Annotated in this window: 21 protein-coding genes, 1 tRNA gene and 1 riboswitch; of the genes, 12 read left to right on the top strand and 10 right to left on the bottom strand. The window is 69.6% G+C overall.

Translation table 11 applies throughout. The annotated features are described in order from the left end of the window. Positions 1-75: 75 nt before the first annotated feature. Complete coding sequence (locus EGT67_RS19350) at positions 76-1,413, top strand: lysine N(6)-hydroxylase/L-ornithine N(5)-oxygenase family protein (protein ID WP_127917712.1); 1,338 nt, start codon at positions 76-78, stop codon at positions 1,411-1,413. Further along, positions 1,410-1,643, top strand: coding sequence for an MbtH family protein (locus EGT67_RS19355; protein WP_127917713.1), 234 nt, complete (start codon positions 1,410-1,412; stop codon positions 1,641-1,643). Before EGT67_RS19350 ends, EGT67_RS19355 begins: the two co-directional genes overlap by 4 nt. 15 nt (positions 1,644-1,658) lie before the next feature. Here the strand turns inward: EGT67_RS19355 and EGT67_RS19360 are convergent, their stop codons facing one another. After that, complete coding sequence (locus tag EGT67_RS19360; RefSeq protein ID WP_127917714.1) at positions 1,659-3,128, bottom strand: threonine/serine exporter family protein; 1,470 nt, start codon at positions 3,126-3,128, stop codon at positions 1,659-1,661. 1 nt (position 3,129) lies between these two features. Next, the gene (locus tag EGT67_RS19365) at positions 3,130-3,510 is read right to left on the bottom strand and encodes a nuclear transport factor 2 family protein (RefSeq protein WP_127917715.1); all 381 of its coding nucleotides are present in this window, start codon (positions 3,508-3,510) and stop codon (positions 3,130-3,132) included. Between the two features lie 84 nt (positions 3,511-3,594). On the opposite strand from EGT67_RS19365, the gene EGT67_RS19370 reads away from it, so the two are divergent. Next, a tRNA-Thr gene (locus tag EGT67_RS19370) sits at positions 3,595-3,669 on the top strand. 60 nt (positions 3,670-3,729) lie between these two features. On the opposite strand, the gene EGT67_RS19375 is transcribed toward EGT67_RS19370, so the two are convergent. From EGT67_RS19375 to EGT67_RS19390, 4 genes are all read right to left on the bottom strand, one after another. After that, complete coding sequence (locus EGT67_RS19375) at positions 3,730-4,113, bottom strand: VOC family protein (RefSeq protein ID WP_127917716.1); 384 nt, start codon at positions 4,111-4,113, stop codon at positions 3,730-3,732. Between the two features lie 88 nt (positions 4,114-4,201). Then, positions 4,202-4,387 carry an enoyl-CoA hydratase gene (locus tag EGT67_RS19380; RefSeq protein ID WP_127917717.1) on the bottom strand — a complete coding sequence of 62 codons (186 nt, stop codon included), beginning with the start codon at positions 4,385-4,387 and terminating at the stop codon, positions 4,202-4,204. 155 nt (positions 4,388-4,542) lie between these two features. After that, positions 4,543-5,181, bottom strand: coding sequence for a class I SAM-dependent methyltransferase (locus EGT67_RS19385; protein ID WP_127917718.1), 639 nt, complete (start codon positions 5,179-5,181; stop codon positions 4,543-4,545). Between the two features lie 2 nt (positions 5,182-5,183). Then, positions 5,184-6,155 (bottom strand): NAD(P)/FAD-dependent oxidoreductase, encoded by a 972-nt coding sequence (locus EGT67_RS19390; protein WP_127917719.1) that lies wholly within the window; start codon positions 6,153-6,155, stop codon positions 5,184-5,186. Positions 6,156-6,245: 90 nt separating this feature from the next. Here EGT67_RS19390 and EGT67_RS19395 point away from each other — a divergent pair, with 90 nt between their 5' ends. Beyond that, complete coding sequence (locus EGT67_RS19395; protein ID WP_127917720.1) at positions 6,246-6,839, top strand: helix-turn-helix domain-containing protein; 594 nt, start codon at positions 6,246-6,248, stop codon at positions 6,837-6,839. 22 nt (positions 6,840-6,861) lie between these two features. Here the strand turns inward: EGT67_RS19395 and EGT67_RS25490 are convergent, their stop codons facing one another. Continuing rightward, complete coding sequence (locus tag EGT67_RS25490) at positions 6,862-6,993, bottom strand: hypothetical protein (protein WP_277750161.1); 132 nt, start codon at positions 6,991-6,993, stop codon at positions 6,862-6,864. A gap of 240 nt (positions 6,994-7,233) precedes the next feature. Between EGT67_RS25490 and EGT67_RS19400 the strand changes: the two genes are divergently transcribed. Continuing rightward, positions 7,234-7,956, top strand: coding sequence for a dienelactone hydrolase family protein (locus EGT67_RS19400; RefSeq protein ID WP_127917721.1), 723 nt, complete (start codon positions 7,234-7,236; stop codon positions 7,954-7,956). Here the strand turns inward: EGT67_RS19400 and EGT67_RS19405 are convergent. Both EGT67_RS19405 and EGT67_RS19410 read right to left on the bottom strand, forming a co-directional pair. Continuing rightward, positions 7,936-8,772: an ABC transporter gene (locus EGT67_RS19405; protein ID WP_127917722.1), complete on the bottom strand. Its 837-nt coding sequence runs from the start codon at positions 8,770-8,772 to the stop codon at positions 7,936-7,938. The two genes, EGT67_RS19400 and EGT67_RS19405, sit on opposite strands and share 21 nt — an antisense overlap. A gap of 59 nt (positions 8,773-8,831) precedes the next feature. Continuing rightward, a complete protein-coding gene (locus EGT67_RS19410) occupies positions 8,832-9,146 on the bottom strand; it encodes a DMT family transporter (RefSeq protein WP_127917723.1) in 315 nt (104 codons plus the stop codon). Between the two features lie 15 nt (positions 9,147-9,161). Further along, positions 9,162-9,222: riboswitch (guanidine-III (ykkC-III) riboswitch) on the bottom strand. 122 nt (positions 9,223-9,344) lie between these two features. Between EGT67_RS19410 and EGT67_RS19415 the strand changes: the two genes are divergently transcribed. Together EGT67_RS19415 and EGT67_RS19420 are read left to right on the top strand one after the other, a co-directional pair. Then, positions 9,345-10,046: a response regulator transcription factor gene (locus tag EGT67_RS19415; RefSeq protein ID WP_127917724.1), complete on the top strand. Its 702-nt coding sequence runs from the start codon at positions 9,345-9,347 to the stop codon at positions 10,044-10,046. A 6-nt stretch (positions 10,047-10,052) separates the two neighbouring features. Next, a complete protein-coding gene (locus tag EGT67_RS19420) occupies positions 10,053-11,447 on the top strand; it encodes a sensor histidine kinase (protein WP_127917725.1) in 1,395 nt (464 codons plus the stop codon). Positions 11,448-11,452: 5 nt separating this feature from the next. Here EGT67_RS19420 and EGT67_RS19425 read toward each other — a convergent pair whose 3' ends face one another. Next, positions 11,453-11,878: an HIT family protein gene (locus EGT67_RS19425; RefSeq protein WP_127917726.1), complete on the bottom strand. Its 426-nt coding sequence runs from the start codon at positions 11,876-11,878 to the stop codon at positions 11,453-11,455. Positions 11,879-12,050: 172 nt separating this feature from the next. Here EGT67_RS19425 and EGT67_RS19430 point away from each other — a divergent pair, with 172 nt between their 5' ends. From EGT67_RS19430 to purD, 5 genes are all read left to right on the top strand, one after another. Then, positions 12,051-12,710 (top strand): YdcF family protein, encoded by a 660-nt coding sequence (locus EGT67_RS19430; RefSeq protein ID WP_127917727.1) that lies wholly within the window; start codon positions 12,051-12,053, stop codon positions 12,708-12,710. A gap of 130 nt (positions 12,711-12,840) precedes the next feature. Beyond that, positions 12,841-14,079, top strand: coding sequence for a bifunctional glycosyltransferase family 2/GtrA family protein (locus tag EGT67_RS19435; protein WP_127917728.1), 1,239 nt, complete (start codon positions 12,841-12,843; stop codon positions 14,077-14,079). After that, positions 14,076-16,208 (top strand): glycosyltransferase family 39 protein, encoded by a 2,133-nt coding sequence (locus EGT67_RS19440; RefSeq protein WP_127917729.1) that lies wholly within the window; start codon positions 14,076-14,078, stop codon positions 16,206-16,208. Before EGT67_RS19435 ends, EGT67_RS19440 begins: the two co-directional genes overlap by 4 nt. A 43-nt stretch (positions 16,209-16,251) precedes the next feature. Continuing rightward, a complete protein-coding gene (locus EGT67_RS19445; RefSeq protein WP_127917730.1) occupies positions 16,252-16,494 on the top strand; it encodes a DUF2630 family protein in 243 nt (80 codons plus the stop codon). Between the two features lie 52 nt (positions 16,495-16,546). Next, positions 16,547-17,800, top strand: a complete 1,254-nt coding sequence (purD, locus tag EGT67_RS19450; RefSeq protein ID WP_127917731.1) for a phosphoribosylamine--glycine ligase — start codon at positions 16,547-16,549, stop codon at positions 17,798-17,800. The last annotated feature ends 36 nt before the right edge of the window (positions 17,801-17,836 follow it).

A 17,836-nucleotide genomic window follows, 5' to 3' on the forward strand; every position in this document is an offset into this window, starting at 1 on the left:
GTAGCCTTTGCTATCTTCTGCAACGGAAGATGCGGGGACCCGGCGGCGGTCGGAGCTACAGGACGGACATGAGCGATGACTGACAGTCAACGAGTCGGCGGTGCGGAAACGCTCGACGTGGTCGGGATCGGGTTCGGTCCCTCGAACCTCGCGCTCGCGATCGCGATCGAGGAGCACAACGCGGAGTGTCCTCCCGACGAGCGGATCACCGCTCGCTTCTTCGAGAAGCAGGAGGAGTTCGGCTGGCACCGGGGCATGCTCCTCGACGGCGCGACCATGCAGATCGCGTTCCCGAAGGATCTGGTCACGTTCCGCAACCCGCGCAGCGGATACAGCTTCTTCTCGTACCTGCACGATCACGGGCGGCTGGTCGACTTCGTGAACCACCAGACGTTCTTCCCCACGCGGGTCGAGTTCCAGGACTACCTGCAGTGGGCGGCCGCGCGCGTCACCGCGGACGTCCGGTACGGCACCACGGTCAGCGCGGTCGAGGGGATCGAGGACGCGGGCGCGGTGGACCGGTTCGCGATCTCGCTCGCGGACGGCACCGTCGTCCACGCCCGAAATGTCGTGGTGGGTGCGGGATTGCGGGAACGACTACCGGAGTGGGCTACTCCGTCGGCGCGGTGCTTCCACAACCACCAGTTCCTCTTCCGCATCGCGGAGATGCCGGAGCCGGTGCATCAGCGGTTCGTCGTCCTCGGCGCCGGCCAGAGTGCGGCCGAGGTGGTGCAGTACCTGCACAGCAACTACCCCGAGGCCGAGGTCCACAGCGTCTTCTCGCGGTTCGGGTTCAGCCCGGCCGACGACAGCCCGTACGCGAACCGGATCTTCGATCCCGGCACCGTGGACGAGCTGCATGCCGCGCCCGCGGCCGAGCGGGCACGACTGCTCGAGCTGCACCGCGGCACCAACTACTCGGTGGTCGACATCGAGCTGATCAACGAGCTGTACGCCACCGAGTACCAGGAGCTGGTCCGCGGCGAGCGGCGGCTGTTCATGCGACGCGCGTCCGAGGTCAGCGCGGTGCGCGAGGACTCCGACGGCATCGAGGTCTCGGTGCACAGCACTCTCGACGGCCTCACCGACACGTTGGCGTGCGACGCACTGGTGTTGGCCACCGGATTCTCGGCGACCCCGCTGGACTCGCTGTTCGGCGAGTCGTTTCCCGGCATCGGCCCGGACCGCGGCATCGGCCGCGATTACCGACTCGATGTCGGACCGGAGGTCCGGGCGGGCATCTACATGCAGGGCGGAACGGAGAAAACGCACGGTTTGACGGCGTCATTGCTGTCCAATGTCGCGGTGCGCGCGGGGGAAATCCTCAATTCGATTCTCGCTCATCGAGATATCGGCGGACGCCTTGCTAGGCTGAGCGAAGACAACCCGTACGCGACAAGCGAGGTCAGATGAGCACCAATCCGTTCGACGACGAAGACGGCCGCTTCTACGTGCTGGTCAACGATGAAGACCAGCATTCCCTGTGGCCGACGTTCTCCGAGGTCCCGCAGGGCTGGAGGATCGTCTTCGGTGAGGATTCGCGTCAGGCGTGCGTCGAATACGTCGAGAAGAACTGGACCGACATGCGGCCGAAGAGCCTGCGCGAGGCCATGGAGCAGGATCAGAAGAACGCCGAGAAGTAATCCGTCCGCTGCCGGCTACGTGACGTTCCGGGTCACGGAGTCGGACATGGAATTGCTCATCACCACGCTGCGTCGCCCGAACCTCGGGCGGCGCAGCGTCGTGTTTCGGCGCAATGTCGCATTGCGTCGCCGCGGCGGGCGGCGCAACGTCCGGGCGCCCCACTCGCCGAGCGTGACGCCCGCCGCCAGCGCGCACCCGATACCGAACGCACCCAGCAGCGCGGTGAGGCCGACGATCACCTCGTCGTTCAGCATCGCGTACAGGCCGCGGTACAGAGACAGGCCCGGCAGCAGCGGCGTGATGCCCGCGACCGCCACGACGAGCGGCGGGGTCAGGGCCCGCCGGGCCATCAGTCCGCCGCCGAAACCGACCACGGTCGCCGCGATCGCCGACGAGATCACCGGGCCGATGCCCATGCTCTGCGCGAGCACGAAGAACAGCAGGCCCGCGGCGCCGCCCAGGCCGGCCGCCGTCAGCGCGCGCCGCTCGGCGTAGCACGCGAGCGCGTAGAACATCGACGCCAGCGCCCCCGCGATCACCTTGACCGGAAGCTGCGTGATGTCCGGCGGCGCGGCGTTGCTGATCAGCGGCAGGTCCGCACCGAGCGCGCCCGCGACCCGCAGGGACAGCGCGACACCGGCGATGATGCCGCCGGTCATCATCACGACCTCGAAGAACCGTGCCGACGCGGTGATCGGTGCACCGGTGATCGCGTCCTGCACCGAACCGACCAGCGACAGCCCCGACAGCAGCACGACGACCCCCGCCGCGATGATCAGTGACGGACGGACCACGACACCGAGGTGATCCTGGACCGTGTACAGCGCCGTCGCGGGGGCGGCCGCGATCAGCCCACCCATCATCTGCTGGAAGAAGTAGGGCAGCCCGAAGCGGTTGAGGACCCGATTGACGCGGTCGATGACCACCGTGGTCAGGAACGCGACGACCGTGATGAACGGCCCGGCACCGAGCAGGACGGCGACCGCGGCCGCCAGGCCGGCCCAGCCGAGCGTCGCGATCCAGCGGTTGTAGGGGTGCGGCGCGGAGACGATGGCGTCGAGGGCGGCGTGCGCCTGTGCCGGGGTGATCGCCTCGAGTCGGATCCGCCGGGTGAGGCGATCCGCGGCGGCGAGGCGGGTGAAGTCCATCGACCGGTAGTGCACGATGCGCATCGTGCTCGCCGGCGGGATCAGCGGACCGCGGTGCGCGGAGACGACGATCGAGTTGTACGTGACGTCGACGTCGCACTGCGCCAACCCGTACGTCGCGGCCACGAACCGGACCTGCGTGGCCGTGTCCACCGCTGAGGTGCCCGACGCCAGCAGCAGGTCCCCGATGCGCACCGCCAGGTCGAGTACCTCGGCGACGCGGGCGTCGTCGGTGAGGTCGATCGGCTGCAGCGGCGTGGGCGCCGCTGTGACCGTGTCGACCGTCGCCCGGCGGTCCTTGACGAGACTGCCGATCGACGCCGCGAACCTGCGCACGTCAGATGTCTGTGACGAGATCCTTCTCGGTGAGATCGGTGGCCTCCAGTGCCGATTCGAGCGTGTCGTGCCGGAAGACGGCGGTCACCTGGTCGTTCACGACACGGAAAGCGGTACCCACGGTCCGAGACTCGTCCGGCTTCGCCGTCCAGGTGGCCTGCTCCTCGACCACGACGACACCGTCGTGCATGAACATCCGGCCGGGGACCAGTGTAATTCCCGAGGACTCGGCCCATTCCCGCAGCGCGGTCAGGCCCTGCGCGGCGCCTTCCGAACCTCCCAGTTCGATGTCGTCGCTCGAGACCGCCAGGAGCGTGTCGATGTCGGACGAGTTGAGGGCGTCATGCCACGCGAGAACGGTGGCGATCTCCGAGATGCGCATGGGACAACGCTAACCAAAACGGGCGGTCGTGGCACGGTTACGCGCGCCACTGTCGGGTATGGATATGATGAGCGCGCTCGATTTGCCTCCTTAGCTCAGTGGTAGAGCACTCGCCTTGTAAGCGAGCGGTCGTCAGTTCAATCCTGACAGGGGGCTCCACGGAAGGACCCTCGCCGGTGGTACGCCGACGAGGGTCCTTTTCTTCCCGACGAGTTCGCGTCACGCGCCCAGGGGTCGCCCTCCCGGCGGGCGGCAGACACAGAACGGATGCCCCGCGGGATCGAGAAGAACGCGGCACTTCTCGAGGGCGTACTGCTCCGCGGCGAGGCGGGCACCCAGGCGCACCGCCTCGGTTACGGCGGCGTCGAGGTCGTCGACGACGAGGTCGAGATGGATTTGCGTCGGCACGGCATTGTCGGGCCAGGACGGCGCCCGGTAGTCCGGCACCCGGATCATCGTCAGCATCGTGTCGGGGGTCTTCACGCTCACGAACTTCTCGTTGGAGTTGGTGATGCTGCCACCCAGGACGTCGCACCAGAAGCGGGCGAGAGCGGGCGCATCCGCGCAATCCATTGTTATCGAGCCCAAATGTCCGACGGCCATCCCCGCACGTTACCGGCCACGCCGCAATGGAAAGCACATTTCCCGGCCGGACGAAATGAATTGCGCCGGTTCACCACCGTGTATTACTTCAGAGGGCGAAGCCGTCCCCCGATTTCGCGTCGGCGATTGTGAAGGTCGGGTACTTCTCGCCCGCGTCGTGTTTCAGGAGCTGCACGCGGATACCGGACCCGCCGCGGCGTCGTCCGATGATCCTGCCGAAGCACCAGTCGCCGCTGTCGAGGGCGATCAGCGTCTTACGTCCGCGCCGCATCATGAGTAGTTCTCCTCGGGTTTCGAACCGACCTACTCCAGATTGCCTCGCTCGGGCCCCCAGTGCACCGTCTGAACTACCTGTTCGGCCCCCCGCCACTACCTGTTTTCGGTACGGCCGCGCCGCGCGCTGATCGGCGCGCGGCGCGGCCCCTCGGGTCAGCCCGCCCGGTGCGCCCGCAGGACCGTGTCGTGGATGGTGACCTCGTGATCGCCGTGGGTGACGGTCCGCGACGACGCGGCCGCGGTGTCGACCGTCCATTCCTTCGGATCGAGCAGTGCCACAACCTCTTCCGGTGTGAAGAACAGCTCCGGCCGGGGCGGGCGCGGGATGCTGGTCTCCAGGTCGGACGGGTGGTGGCCGACGATCAGCAGCGTGCCGCCGGGGGCGACGAGGTCCGCGAGGTGCTGGAACAGCACCTCGCGTTGTCCGGACGGCAGGTGGACGTACTGCGAGGTCACCAGGTCGAACCCCGGGACGCCGGGATTCCACTCGAGTAGGTCCGCCTGCTGCCAGGTGATCCGCTCGGCGATGTCGCTGCCGGAGTCGGCCGCGTGACCGGCGGCGCGATCGATCGCGACGCTGGAGAGGTCGATCGCGGTCACCGTCCACCCCCGCCGGGCGAGCCAGATGGCGTCGGCGCCCTCGCCGCAGCCGACGTCCAGGGCGGTGGCGGCGGTGAGGTCCGAAACCTCGTTCACCAGATTGGGATTCGGGTTGCCGCTCCACAGTCGGTGGCTCGAGCGGTAGCGCTCGTTCCAGAACTGCTCGTCGAACACCTCGGTCATGTCGGTCATTGTCAGGCTCCCTTCTGCTGCCGCGCGCGAAGTTCGGCGACGGCACGGTTCGTGTCCTCGGCGACGAGATCGTTGTTGAGGGCGGTCGCGGCCAGCGCGGCCCCCGCGGCGGCCCCCAGCACCTGCGCCTTGAGGTCGGTGACGTTGCCCGCGACCCACACCCCGGGCACCTTGGTCAGCCCGGACCAGTCGGACGGCACGAACCGCCCGCCGGACATCGGATCGGTCTCGGTCTCGAGGCCCAGCGAGACGAGCGCGTCGACGCGGGCCACGAAGCGCGGCGCCACCACCAGGGCTTGTCGCGCGACGACCGTGCCGTCCGCGAGCCGGACACCGGTGAGGCGGTCGCCGGCGATCACGAGCGAATCCACCGATCCCTCGACGACGCGGATGCCGCGCGCCTCGAACTGCTCGTGCTCCTCGACCGTCGGCTCCGGGGCGGTGTGTCGGAAGAGGACGACGTCGTCGGTCCACTGCCGGAACAGCAACGCCTGGTGCACCGACATCGGTCCCGTGCCGAGCACGCCGACCGGTTGGTCGCCGATCTCCCAGCCGTGGCAGTACGGGCAGTGCAGGACGTCGCGTCCCCAGCGTTCCCGGATCCCGGGAACGTCGGGCAGTTCGTCGACGAGGCCGGTGGTCACGAGCAGTCGTCGAGCGCGCACCTGCCGGTCGCCGTCGATCGTCACCGTGAATCCGTCGTCGGTCCGGCGGGCGTCGGTGACGGTGCCCCGGGTGACGTGGCCGCCGTAGCGGCGAACCTCGTCGCGTCCGGTCGCGACCAGCTCGGCGGGCGGGATGCCGTCGCGCGACAGGAACCCGTGCACCCCGGCGGCCGGTGCGTTGCGCGGATCGCCCGCGTCGACCACCAGGACCGTTCGCCGCGCCCGGGCCAGCATCAGGGCGCCCTCGAGCCCGGCGGCGCCCCCGCCGATCACCAGCACGTCGTACGCGTCCGATATCCGATCGTTCATTTCCGTCTCCCCGCTCTCGTTCAGGACACCACCATGCAGACGCTCGCCGAAATCGAGCAAGTTAATTTGCCGAAGTGGCAATCTGTAGGCATGGACGACATGGATCGGATCCTCGAAGCGGTCGGGCCGCGGCTTCGCGCGCTGCGGCAGCAGAGGGGGGTGACGCTGGTGGACCTGTCCGCCGACACCGGGATCTCGGTCAGCACGCTCTCGCGGCTCGAATCGGGTCAGCGGAAGCCGAACCTGGAACTGTTACTGCCGCTGGCCAGGGCGTACGGGGTGCCGCTCGACGAACTGGTGGGGGCGCCGCCGACCGGAGATCCGCGGATCCACATGCGGCCGATCCAGCGGGGCGACCGGACGATCGTGCCGCTGACGCGGCGGCCCGGCGGAATCCAGGCATACAAGCACGTGATTCCTGGGGCGACAGGGGCGCAGGAGCCCGACCTGCGCGTGCACGAGGGCTACGAATGGCTGTACGTGCTCAACGGCCGCCTGCGGTTGGTTCTCGGCGACCGGGATCTCGTGCTGCAGCCCGGCGAGGCCGCCGAGTTCGACACCCGAGTTCCGCACTGGTTCGGCGCCGCCGGCGCCGAACCGGTCGAGTTCCTCGGACTCTTCGGCCGCCAGGGCGAACGAGCGCACATCCGCGCGCGTCCGGCCGGGGACGAGACGGGGGAGTGAATCGGAAGGGAGAGGCGGGGCCTCACTTGTCCTGGGTGGCGGCGGGTGCGTCTCCGAACATTGCCGCGATGCGGGACTTGATCTCCTCGGTGCTGATCGCTCCGGTGCCGAGGCCGTTCGCGGTGGTCTGACGGTTGTTCGAGATGTGGTTCATTCGACTTCTTCCGTGCCTTCCAGGTACGTCCGTTGCCGTCCGGCGTCGTCGACGCCGATGTAACCGGCGGTGCGGCCTCCGGGGTGGAGCAACCGCGCCATTGGCAAGGCTAGCGATGCGAAGGAACTTCGGGAGCGTCTGTGGGAAGTGGTTATACAAACGGAATCAACGCCTCCGAACACCGGTGTAATCGTTACGAATTCCCGGTTCGGTCGGGACCGAAGTCCCTAGTCTCGGGTGATGGCGGCTGTCCTCGTTCCCACCCCTGACGGCCCGGTCGGCGCGGTTCTCGACATTCCGGACGACACCGGCACGGCGCCGTGGCCGGGTGTGGTGGTGGTGCACGACGCGCTCGGCGTCGGACGCGACATCCGCGACATCACCGCGCGGGTCGCGTCGAACGGGTATCTGGCGCTCACCCCGGACCTGTACTCGCGCGGCGGGCGCGCTCGCTGCATCGTGCGGGTCTTCCGCGAATTGATCGGCGGGCACGGTCGGGCCGTCGACGATCTGCTCGCCGCCCGGGACCTGCTCGCGGCGCGACCCGACTGCACCGGGCGGGTCGGCGTCATCGGCTTCTGCATGGGCGGCGGGTTCGCGCTCGTCCTCGCACCCGAGGGGTTTGCGGCCTCGGCGCCGTTCTACGGCGCGCTGCCGCGTCACGTCGACGAGGCGTTACGCGGCGCGTGTCCGATCGTCGGAAGCTACGGGTCGCGGGATCCGGTGCTGCGGAACGCCGGCCGACGGCTGGACGCTGCGCTCACCCGGATCGGCGTCGAGCACGACGTCGAGACGTATCCCGGTGTGGGACATAGTTTTGCGAACCGCCTGGTCACCGGCGAGAAGGCGGGACGGCTGCTGCGCATCGCCGGGATGGGCTACGACCACGCGGCGTCGGAGGACGCGTGGCGCCGCGTGTTCGCGTTCTTCGGAGAGCACCTGTCAGGCGGGTCCGAGGGTTAGATCGCCGCCGCGTCCGCCTTTGAGCCAGCGTCCGGGGAGGCGTCCGGCCAGGTCGCCGAGGGGGCCGACCGCCGCGCTGAGGACCCCGACGGTCTCCTGCAGCAGGTCGATGCTCGCGCTCATCCGCTGCAGGTTCGGCGCCAGGGCCGTCAGCGTCTCGGACAGGGCGACGATCTGATCGAGCGGACCGCCCTCCGCGATGAGCCGCTCGAACGCACCGTCCTCCGCGAGCAGCGTCTCGAGGATGCCGTTCTCGGCGAGGGCCTTGTCGACGATCCCGTCCTTCTTCGTGAGCCTCTCGACGGCCCCGTCCTCGGCGGTGAGGCGCTCGAGCGGACCGTCCTCGGCGGTGAGGCGATCGAGCAGGCCCCCCGGTGCGAGGAGTCGTTCGAGCGGCCCGTCCTCCGACAGGACCCGGTCCAACGGCCCGTCCTCGGCCAGCACCCGATCCAGCGGACCGCCCGGCGCGAGCACCCGTTCGAGCGGTCCGCCCGGTTCGAACAGGCGCTCGAGGGTGCCGCCGTCGGACGTGAGACGGTCGACGACGCCGCCGGGCGCCAGCAGTCGGTCGAGCGGGCCGCCGGGGCGCAGCGCCTGACCGAGTGGGCGGTCGTCGGACGCGAGCGCCGCGATCTGCTGCACCAGTTGCAGCGGCCCGCGCGGGTTGGCGAACGTCGCGGCACTCACGCCGGTCACGGTCGGGCTGGCCAGCGCCATCCGTGTCGTCGCGAGCGCGGTCTCGGCCACCCCGAGCGCCGAATCCGCGATGGCGAGCCCGGCCCGCACCGGAAACGTGATCGCTGACACCAGATTCATCCGATTACTGTAACCCCCGCCACACAGTCAAACGGGGCGTTCGGTCGGTGGTGCGGCGGTCAGTGCAGCGCCTTGAGTCCGATCACGCAACCGACGATGCCGAGGATGAGCAGGATCTTCACCAGCGAGGCACTCTCGGTGCCGGTGACCATCGCATAGCCGACCGTGAGCGACGCGCCGATGCCGACCCACACCGCATACGAGGTGCCGATCGGCAGGGTGCGCATCGCGTAGGCGAGGCCGGCCATGCTGAGCACGATGCCGATGCCGAATACGATCGTCGGGCCGAGCCGGGTGAAGCCTTCCGACTTGCCGAGGGCGGTGGCCCACACCGCTTCCAGGACGCCGGAGATTACTAGCACGATCCAAGCCATGGTGTTTCAACTCTCCAAACACCGTCTTGTCGCTGGCCGGGTACGGTGTGCTCGTCCGGATGTCACTTGACTGGTACCAGGGTACCGAAATCGTGTCGCAGATCCCGCAATGGTTGCCAGGATCACCATCAGGCCATTCACAGGAACTTCCCAGCGGATGCCCAGCCTGCCTCCAGTTCGGTGGAAGACTCTGGTGGTGTGAACGAAACGCCGCAGGTCCGGGTGCTGATCGTCGACGACGAGCCGACGCTGGTCGAACTGCTGTCGGTCAGCCTCCGCTTCCAGGGTTTCGAGGTGGAGACCGCGACGAACGGCGCGGAAGGGTTGGACCGGGCTCGGACCTTCCGGCCGGATGCCCTCATCCTCGACGTCATGATGCCGGGCATGGACGGGTTCGGGATGTTGCGGCGCCTGCGGGCCGACGGCATCGACGCGCCGGTCCTGTTTCTTACGGCGCGGGATGCCTTGGAGGACAAGGTGACCGGTTTGACGATCGGCGCCGACGACTACGTCACCAAGCCGTTCAGTCTCGAGGAGGTGGTCGCGAGGCTGCGGGTGATCCTGCGCCGGGCCGGCCACGGCGGTCAGGACAAGCAGTCGTCTCGCATCCGCTTCGCGGACATCGAACTCGACGACGACACCCGGGAGGTGTGGAAGGACGGCGAGTTGGTGCCGTTGTCGCCGACCGAGTTCACGCTGCTGCGGTATTTCATGGTGAACGCCGGCACGGTGCTGAGCAAGCCGCGGATCCTCGATCACGTGTGGAACTACGACTTCGGCGGCGAGGTCGGGGTGGTCGAGTCGTACGTCTCGTACCTGCGTCGAAAGATCGACACCACCGAACCTCGCCTCATCCACACGCTGCGGGGCGTCGGCTACGTGATGCGTGAACCGAGGTAGCCGACCATGAGTCGCCTGCGTGCGTTGCCGCTGCGGATCACCCTGGTCGCCGCGCTGTTGCTGCTGGCGGCCGCGGGTCTGCTGGCGTCCGGGCTCGCGGTGACGTCCGCGATGGAGCGTTCGCTCCTGGAGCGGACCGACCGCCAACTGTTCGATGCCGCCCACGGATGGGCGAAGCCGCGGGATCCACGGATCGTGCCCCCGCTGACCGAACCCGGGCCGAATCGTCCGCCCAGTCCCTTCTACGTCCGGATCACCGCACCCGACGGAACCGTGCGAATGGAGCTGAACGACGAAAGTACCTACGCCACTCCGGAAATCGTGGACGATCCCGGTCCGGTGACGGTCGGGTCGGCCGACGGGAGCGGTACCCGGTGGCGGGAGATGACGGTGACGACGCCTTCGGGCGCGACGACCGTCGCGGTGAAGCTCACCGACATCGACGCGACGGTGGACCGGTTGGTGGTGCTGCAGGTCGGGATCGGTGCGGTGGTCCTCGTCGTCCTCGGCTTCGGAGCCTATTTCGTGGTGCGGCGTAGCCTGCGACCGCTGCGCGAGGTCGAGGAGACCGCGGCCGGCATCGCGGCCGGCGATCTGCACCGCCGAGTACCCGAGTGGGACCAGCGGACCGAGGTGGGCAGGTTGTCGTCGGCGTTGAACGGCATGCTCGCGCAGATCCAGTCGGCCTTCGCCGCCACGGGCGCGTCGGAGGAGTCGGCGCGCCGGTCGGAGGAACGCATGCGGCGTTTCGTCGCCGATGCCAGCCACGAACTTCGCACGCCACTCGCGACGATCCGAGGCTTCGCCGAACTCTATCGACAGGGTGCGTCGACGGACACGGGGATGGTGATGAGCCGCATCGAGGACACGGCCACGCGGATGGGGCTGCTGGTCGAGGACCTGCTGATGCTCGCCCGCATGGATGCCCAACGTCCCTTCGAGCGCCATCCCGTGGACCTGCTCACGGTGGCCGCCGACGCCGTTCACGACGCACGGGCCATCGCGCCGCAGCGGCGAATCACGTTGGAGTTCCTGCCCGATTCGGGTCCCGCCGAGGTGATGGGTGACGACGCCCGGCTGCGTCAGGTGGCCGGGAACCTGATCGGGAACGCGCTCGAACACACCCCGGCCGCGGCGTCGGTGACGGTGCGGGTGGGGACCGCGGGCGACGCCGCGGTCCTGGAGGTGGCCGACACCGGGCCGGGGCTCGGTGAGGCGGATGCGGCGCGGGTGTTCGAGCGGTTCTACCGCGCCGACGAATCCCGGACGCGGGCGAGCGGTGGCAGCGGGCTGGGCCTGTCGATCGTCGCGGCGATCGTCGCCGCACACGGTGGCACCGTCACCGTCGACAGCGCACCCGGCCAGGGGGCGACCTTCCGGGTGCGACTGCCGCGGGGATGACGCCGTCAGGCGGGAACGAACTCGCCGTTGCCGAGTTCGCGCAGCGCAGCCTTGATCTTGGTCGCGGCCTCGTCCAGGGACTCCGCCGAGGGGTTGGGGTCGGCGCCGCTGATGTCGAAGTTACCCATGGTGTACGCGGGGAACACGTGCATGTGCAGGTGCGGCACCTCGAGGCCGGCGATCAGGAAGCCGGCGCGGGGCGCGTCGAACGCCTGGCGGACGGCCTGGGCGATCTTGCGGGAGACGGTGGTGCACTTGTCGAACAGTTCACCGTCGACGTCCTGCCACTGGTCGACCTCCTTGCGGGGGACGACGAGCGTGTGACCCTGGGTCACGGGCGCGATGGTGAGGAAGGCGACGACGTCCTCGTCCTCCCACACGAAACGTCCGGGCAGGTCTCCGGCGATGATGGCGCTGAACACTGAAGGCATACCGCGAGGATAGTGCCACGGGCGGCGGCCGGTGCCGCGCCCGTGCTCTCTGACGGGGGCGCGTCGTGACCGCGGAAAATCACGGAACGGACGGCGAGATCACGCTCGGTAGTCCACACTGATTGACTATCGCAGCATTCGGTCGGGGGACCGTTACTCGAGGGGGAGTTGTATGTCCGTGTTCCCGTCACCCCGACGGATCCTTTTTTCGGCCGTCCTGGCCGCCGCCGCAGTCGGATTGGCGATCCCCGGCCAGGCCGGCGCCCAATCCTCGCTCGACGTGGTCGATGCGCTGTCGCCGACCACCCTGGTCAACGGTGCGCTTTCCGTGGTCGGCGGATGCCAGAGCCCGGACCGGGACCGGATCCTGAACTGCACCCGGCAGGAGACGCTCACCACGCAGGTTCCCGTGATGCTGGCCTTCAATCCGTTCACCACGAACATCGTCGTGCTCGGTGCCGGCCTGTACCCGGACGGGACGATGCGACCGTTGCTCGTTTCTCGGCTGCAGGCGGCTCTCCAACTGGCGCAGCGTTTTCCGACTGCCCCGATCATCGTGACCGGTGGTGTGCCCCAGTCCGGGGTCACCGAGGCGCAGGCAATGCGGCAGTGGCTCGTCGCCAACGGGATCCCGCCGTTCCGCATCACCGAGGAGAACACGTCGCGGTCGACGGTCGAGAACGCCCGGAACACCAATGCGATCCTCGCGCAGCGCGGCGCGAGCGGCGCGGTCGTCGTGACCAGCCCCGACCACCTGCAGCGGGCGATGGTCGACTTCCGTGTCGCCGTCGCCGGCCGTATCCCGATCGCGGGTGTGGTCGCGCCGTTCTGATCGCGAACACGCGCGTTGCCGAACGCCTTCCATCGTTACCGGACATTTCCGGCGGCGTCCGGTAACTCTGACAGGAACCTCACAGCGGGACCGCAGCCGGCTCGAAGACGAGCCCCACACTCTGGGGTGCATGACGACCGGACCCGAACCCTCGGTCGGCGCGCAGCGGGTCGAGACGGTGCCCGCCGCGCCCGCCCTCGACATCGTCGTGCCCGTGTACAACGAGCAGGCGGCGCTGGCGGGATGCGTGCGACGCCTGCACGAGTACCTGTCCTCCGAGGTCCCGTACACCGCGCGGATCACGATCGCGGACAACGCCAGCACCGACCGCACCCTCGAGGTCGCGCGGGCGCTCGCGGACGAGTGTGCCGACGTGAGGGTTCTGCATCTCGACGAGAAGGGGCGCGGACGCGCGTTGCACGCGGCGTGGGGACGATCCGACGCCAGGGTCCTGGTCTACATGGACGTCGACCTGTCGACCGGGCTCGACGCGCTGATGCCGCTCGTCGCCCCACTCCTGTCGGGGCACTCGGACGTCGCGATCGGGTCCCGCCTCGCCCGGTCGTCGCGCGTGGTGCGCGGGCCGAAGCGTGAATTCATCTCCCGCAGTTACAACTTGATCTTGAAAAGTGCGTTGCATGCGCGGTTCTCGGACGCGCAGTGCGGGTTCAAGGCGGTCCGTGCCGACGTGGCCCGCGCACTGCTGCCGCTCGTAGAGGACGGTGGCTGGTTCTTCGACACCGAGCTGTTGGTGCTCGCGGAACGGGCCGGCATGCGCATCCACGAGGTTCCCGTCGACTGGGTCGACGACCCGGACAGCCGTGTCGACATCGTCGCGACCGCGCTCGCGGACCTGCGTGGCGTCGCGCGGGTGGGGCGTGCACTGGTGACCGGTGCGCTGCCGCTCGCGGCGCTGCGGGACAGCCTCGGGCGCGGCGACCTCGCCGCGGGACCGTCGCCGGCGATGCTGGGCCAACTGGTGCGCTTCGCGGTCGTCGGAGTCGCCAGCACCGCGGCCTACGCGCTGCTGTACCTCGCACTGCAGGGTGGCCTCGGGGCCCAGTGGGCCAACGCGATCGCACTGCTCGTCACGGCGGTCGCGAACACCGCGGCTAACCGGGCGTTCACGTTCGGTGTCCGGGGCCGTCGGGACGCGGGGCGCCACCAACTCCAGGGCCTGATCGTGTTCGGCTTCGGGCTCGGCGTCACGAGCGGATCGCTCGCCGCCCTGCACCGGTTCTCGCCGGGGGCCTCGCCGCATCTCGAACTTGCAGTTCTCGTGGTCGCGAATCTCATTGCCACGCTTTCCCGTTTCATCGGCCTGCGCTGGGTGTTCCGGCACGGTGCCGCGGAAGGAGTCACCCCGTGAGCGTCACCATCGACCGCCCGGTGCAGGCGCCGCAACCGGCCGCCGCACCGAAGCGCACACGCGAGTACTGGGCGCTGGCGGCGCTGCTCGTCGGGACCGCGGTCGCCTACCTGTGGAACCTGAGCGCCTCCGGATGGGCCAACTCGTTCTACTCGGCCGCGGTCCAGGCGGGGTCGGTGTCGTGGAAGGCATTCTTCTTCGGGTCGTCGGATGCGGCCAACTCGATCACCGTCGACAAGCCGCCGGCGTCGCTGTGGGTGATGGAGCTGTCGGCGCGGGTGTTCGGGCTGAACTCGTGGAGCATCCTGGTACCGCAGGTGCTCATCGGGGTGGCGTCGGTCGCGTTGCTGTGGGCGACCGTGCGGCGGTACTTCGGCGCCGCGGCGGGACTCCTCGCGGGCCTCGTTCTGGCACTGACTCCGGTCGCGGTGCTGATGTTCCGGTTCAACAACCCCGATGCGCTGCTGGTGTTGCTGATGATCGCGGCCGTGTGGGCCACGCTGCGCGGTGTCGAGGACGGCCGCACCCGATGGATGGTGCTGACCGGCGTGTTCGTGGGTCTCGGGTTCCTCACCAAGCAGTTGCAGGTGATGCTCGTCGTGCCGCCGCTGGCGCTGACGTACCTGATCGCCGGGCCGCCGAAGCTCGGCAAGCGGATCCTCCAGTTGTTCGCGGCCCTCGGCGGGCTGATCGTCTCCGCCGGATGGTGGCTGCTCACCGTCGAGCTGTGGCCGGCCGACTCGCGGCCGTGGATCGGCGGCTCGCAGAACAACTCGATCCTGGAACTGACGCTGGGCTACAACGGTTTCGGTCGACTCAACGGCAACGAGCGGGGGAGTGTCGTCCCGGGCGGCGGCCCGCGGGGCGCAATGCCCGGCACCGACGCGGTGGCGGGCGGGTTCCCCGGGAGTGACGGGATGCCGGGCGGCGGGCCCGGCGGCGGAATGTGGGGGAGCACCGGAATCGCGCGACTGTTCGAGCCCGCCCAGGGCGGTCAGATCGCGTGGCTGCTGCCCGCAGCGTCGATACTGCTGGTGGCGGGGATCGTGCTGTGCGGGCGCGCCGCCCGCACCGATGTCCGTCGAGCGGCCTTCATCGCGTTCGGGGCGTGGCTGCTGGTCACCGCCCTGGTGTTCAGCTTCATGGCGGGCATCTTCCACGCGTACTACACGGTGGCGCTGGCGCCCGCGGTCGCGGCAGTCGTCGGAGCCGGAGCGGTGACGCTGTGGCGCCGCCGTGACCTGCTCTGGGTGCGGATCGTCGCGGCGGTGACCGTCGCCGCGACGGCGACGACAGCGTGGATCCTGTTGGGGCGCAGCCCCGACTTCGTGGCGTGGCTGCGCTGGGTCGTCGTCGCGGTAGGGGCCCTCGCGGCCGTCGCGATGCTGGTGCCGGCCGTCCTGCGGGCACGGGCCGCCGTCGTCGTGATCGCGGCGACGATCTTCACCGGCCTCGCCGGACCCGTCGCGTACGCGGCGGACACCATCGGCACCGGGCACGCCGGATCCATCCCGTCGGCCGGCCCGCGCGTCGAGGGTGAGATGGGTCGGGGCGGGCCCGGCGGCATGCGCGGCATGTGGGAGCAGCAGAACGGCATGCAGATGCCGGGCGACGGTGCCGGGGTACCGCGCGTGGCGGGGATGCCGGGTGCGGCGAACGGGACGCGCGGACCGGGTGGTCGCGGCGACGGCGGTGGCGGCGACGGCGGTGGCGGCGCGTTCGAGATGCCGGGCCTGCCGGGTGGCTTCGGCGGCGGCGCGGGCGGGGGACTGCTGGACGCCAGCAGTCCGGGCGACGAGTTGACGGCGCTGCTGCGCCAGCGGGCCGACGATTTCACGTGGGTGGCCGCCGCGATCGGTTCCAACAGTGCGTCGGGCTACCAGTTGGCGACCGAACGTCCGGTGATGCCGATCGGCGGGTTCAACGGCAGTGATCCGTCGCCGACCCTCGAGCAGTTCCAGCAGTACGTCGAGGACGGCCGGATCCACTACTTCATCGCCGGTGGCATGGGCGGGGGTCGTGGGGGAGGCGAGGGCACTGCGTCGCAGATCTCCGAATGGGTTCAGGCCAACTTCACGTCGACCACGGTCGACGGGGTCACGATCTACGACCTCACGGCGGAACGGTGACGGACCGTGCCGGACGGGCCTACCCTCCAGGAAGGGAGGCATCATGACCGATCACGACGTCATCGACCACATCGACGAACTGGTTCGCGAAGAGAAGGAACTCCGTGCCCGCGCGGCGGGCGGCGGTCTCGGCGACGAGGACCGGGCCCGCCTGACGCTCGTCGAGGAACGCCTCGACCAGTGCTGGGATCTGCTGCGGCAGCGGCGAGCGCGCGCCGAGTTCGGCGGGGACGCCGATACGGCGACGCCACGGCCCGTCGACGAGGTCGAGTCCTACCGGCAATAGGCGGCCGAGGTCGTGGTCGAGACGGCTCGGGCCGGGCCGTAGGCTGACACCTGTGCGCGTACTCGTGATCGGCTCCGGAGCCCGTGAACATGCCCTCCTGTTGGCCCTCGCCCGTGACCCGGGCGTCGACAAGCTGATGTGTGCCCCCGGCAATGCCGGTATCGCCCGCATCGCCGAGACCCACGCGGTCGACGTCGCGTCGGGTGACGCCGTCGTCGCGCTCGCGAAGTCGCAGGCCGCCGACCTGGTCGTCATCGGCCCCGAGGTCCCGCTGGTGCTCGGCGTCGCCGACGCCGTTCGTGCCGCGGGCATCGCGTGCTTCGGCCCGTCCGCCGAGGCCGCCCGCATCGAGGGCTCCAAGGCGTTCGCCAAGGACGTCATGGCCGCTGCCGGTGTCCGCACCGCGCACAGCGAGGTCGTCGACACCCCGGCCGACCTCGACGCCGCCCTCGACCGCTTCGGCCCCAACTGGGTCGTCAAGGACGACGGGCTGGCCGCCGGCAAGGGCGTCGTCGTCACCACCGACCGCAGCGCCGCGCGCGACCACGCCGCCGAGTGCCTCGAGATCGGGCACCCCGTGCTGCTCGAGTCGTTCCTCGACGGCCCCGAGGTGTCGCTGTTCTGTCTGGTCGACGGCGAGACCGTGGTCCCGTTGCTGCCTGCGCAGGACCACAAGCGCGTCGGCGACGGCGACACCGGCCCCAACACCGGTGGCATGGGCGCCTACACGCCGCTGCCGTGGCTGCCCGCCGAGTCCGTCACCCAGATCGTCGACGACGTCGTCAAGCCCGTCGCGGCCGAGATGGTGAAGCGGGGCTGCCCGTTCACCGGCCTGCTGTACGCGGGCCTGGCGATGGGGAAGAACGGCCCGGCCGTCGTCGAGTTCAACTGCCGCTTCGGCGACCCGGAGACCCAGGCCGTGCTGGCGCTGCTCGAGTCCCCGCTCGGTGAGGTCCTGAACGCCGCCGCGACCGGCACCCTCGCGTCGATCCCGCCGCTGCAGTGGCGCGACGGCTCCGCGGTGACCGTCGTCCTGGCAGCCGAGAACTACCCGGCCACCCCGCGCACCGGCGACGTCATCACCGGGTCCGAGGCCGAGCGCGTCCTGCACGCCGGTACCGCCGCCCGCGAGGACGGCGCCGTCGTCTCCGCCGGCGGCCGCGTCCTGAGCGTCGTCGGTGTCGGCGCCGACCTGACCGAGGCCCGCGAGGACGCGTACGCGCGTCTGGCCGAGATCAAGCTGCCGGGCGGGCACTTCCGCAGCGACATCGGCCTGGCCGCGGTCGAGGGTCGGATCTCCATCTGACCCGACGCACCCTCCTCGTACGACGCCGCGTTCCCG

It is taken from the genome of Prescottella agglutinans (assembly GCF_004011865.1).
GTDB lineage: Bacteria > Actinomycetota > Actinomycetes > Mycobacteriales > Mycobacteriaceae > Prescottella > Prescottella agglutinans.

Bases quoted from the DNA above. Each gene is read 5' to 3' on its own strand.
- EGT67_RS19435 (WP_127917728.1), top strand. From the start codon at position 12,841: ATGACGACCGGACCCGAACCCTCGGTCGGCGCGCAGCGGGTCGAGACG.
- EGT67_RS19365 (WP_127917715.1), bottom strand. From the start codon at position 3,510: ATGCGCATCTCGGAGATCGCCACCGTTCTCGCGTGGCATGACGCCCTC.
- EGT67_RS19410 (WP_127917723.1), bottom strand. From the start codon at position 9,146: ATGGCTTGGATCGTGCTAGTAATCTCCGGCGTCCTGGAAGCGGTGTGG.
- EGT67_RS19355 (WP_127917713.1), top strand. From the start codon at position 1,410: ATGAGCACCAATCCGTTCGACGACGAAGACGGCCGCTTCTACGTGCTG.
- EGT67_RS19375 (WP_127917716.1), bottom strand. From the start codon at position 4,113: ATGGCCGTCGGACATTTGGGCTCGATAACAATGGATTGCGCGGATGCG.
- EGT67_RS19430 (WP_127917727.1), top strand. From the start codon at position 12,051: ATGTCCGTGTTCCCGTCACCCCGACGGATCCTTTTTTCGGCCGTCCTG.
- EGT67_RS19395 (WP_127917720.1), top strand. From the start codon at position 6,246: ATGGACGACATGGATCGGATCCTCGAAGCGGTCGGGCCGCGGCTTCGC.
- EGT67_RS19425 (WP_127917726.1), bottom strand. From the start codon at position 11,878: ATGCCTTCAGTGTTCAGCGCCATCATCGCCGGAGACCTGCCCGGACGT.
- EGT67_RS19420 (WP_127917725.1), top strand. From the start codon at position 10,053: ATGAGTCGCCTGCGTGCGTTGCCGCTGCGGATCACCCTGGTCGCCGCG.
- EGT67_RS19350 (WP_127917712.1), top strand. From the start codon at position 76: ATGACTGACAGTCAACGAGTCGGCGGTGCGGAAACGCTCGACGTGGTC.
- EGT67_RS19405 (WP_127917722.1), bottom strand. From the start codon at position 8,772: ATGAATCTGGTGTCAGCGATCACGTTTCCGGTGCGGGCCGGGCTCGCC.
- EGT67_RS19390 (WP_127917719.1), bottom strand. From the start codon at position 6,155: ATGAACGATCGGATATCGGACGCGTACGACGTGCTGGTGATCGGCGGG.
- EGT67_RS19400 (WP_127917721.1), top strand. From the start codon at position 7,234: ATGGCGGCTGTCCTCGTTCCCACCCCTGACGGCCCGGTCGGCGCGGTT.
- EGT67_RS19380 (WP_127917717.1), bottom strand. From the start codon at position 4,387: ATGATGCGGCGCGGACGTAAGACGCTGATCGCCCTCGACAGCGGCGAC.
- EGT67_RS19445 (WP_127917730.1), top strand. From the start codon at position 16,252: ATGACCGATCACGACGTCATCGACCACATCGACGAACTGGTTCGCGAA.
- EGT67_RS19385 (WP_127917718.1), bottom strand. From the start codon at position 5,181: ATGACCGACATGACCGAGGTGTTCGACGAGCAGTTCTGGAACGAGCGC.
- EGT67_RS25490 (WP_277750161.1), bottom strand. From the start codon at position 6,993: ATGAACCACATCTCGAACAACCGTCAGACCACCGCGAACGGCCTCGGC.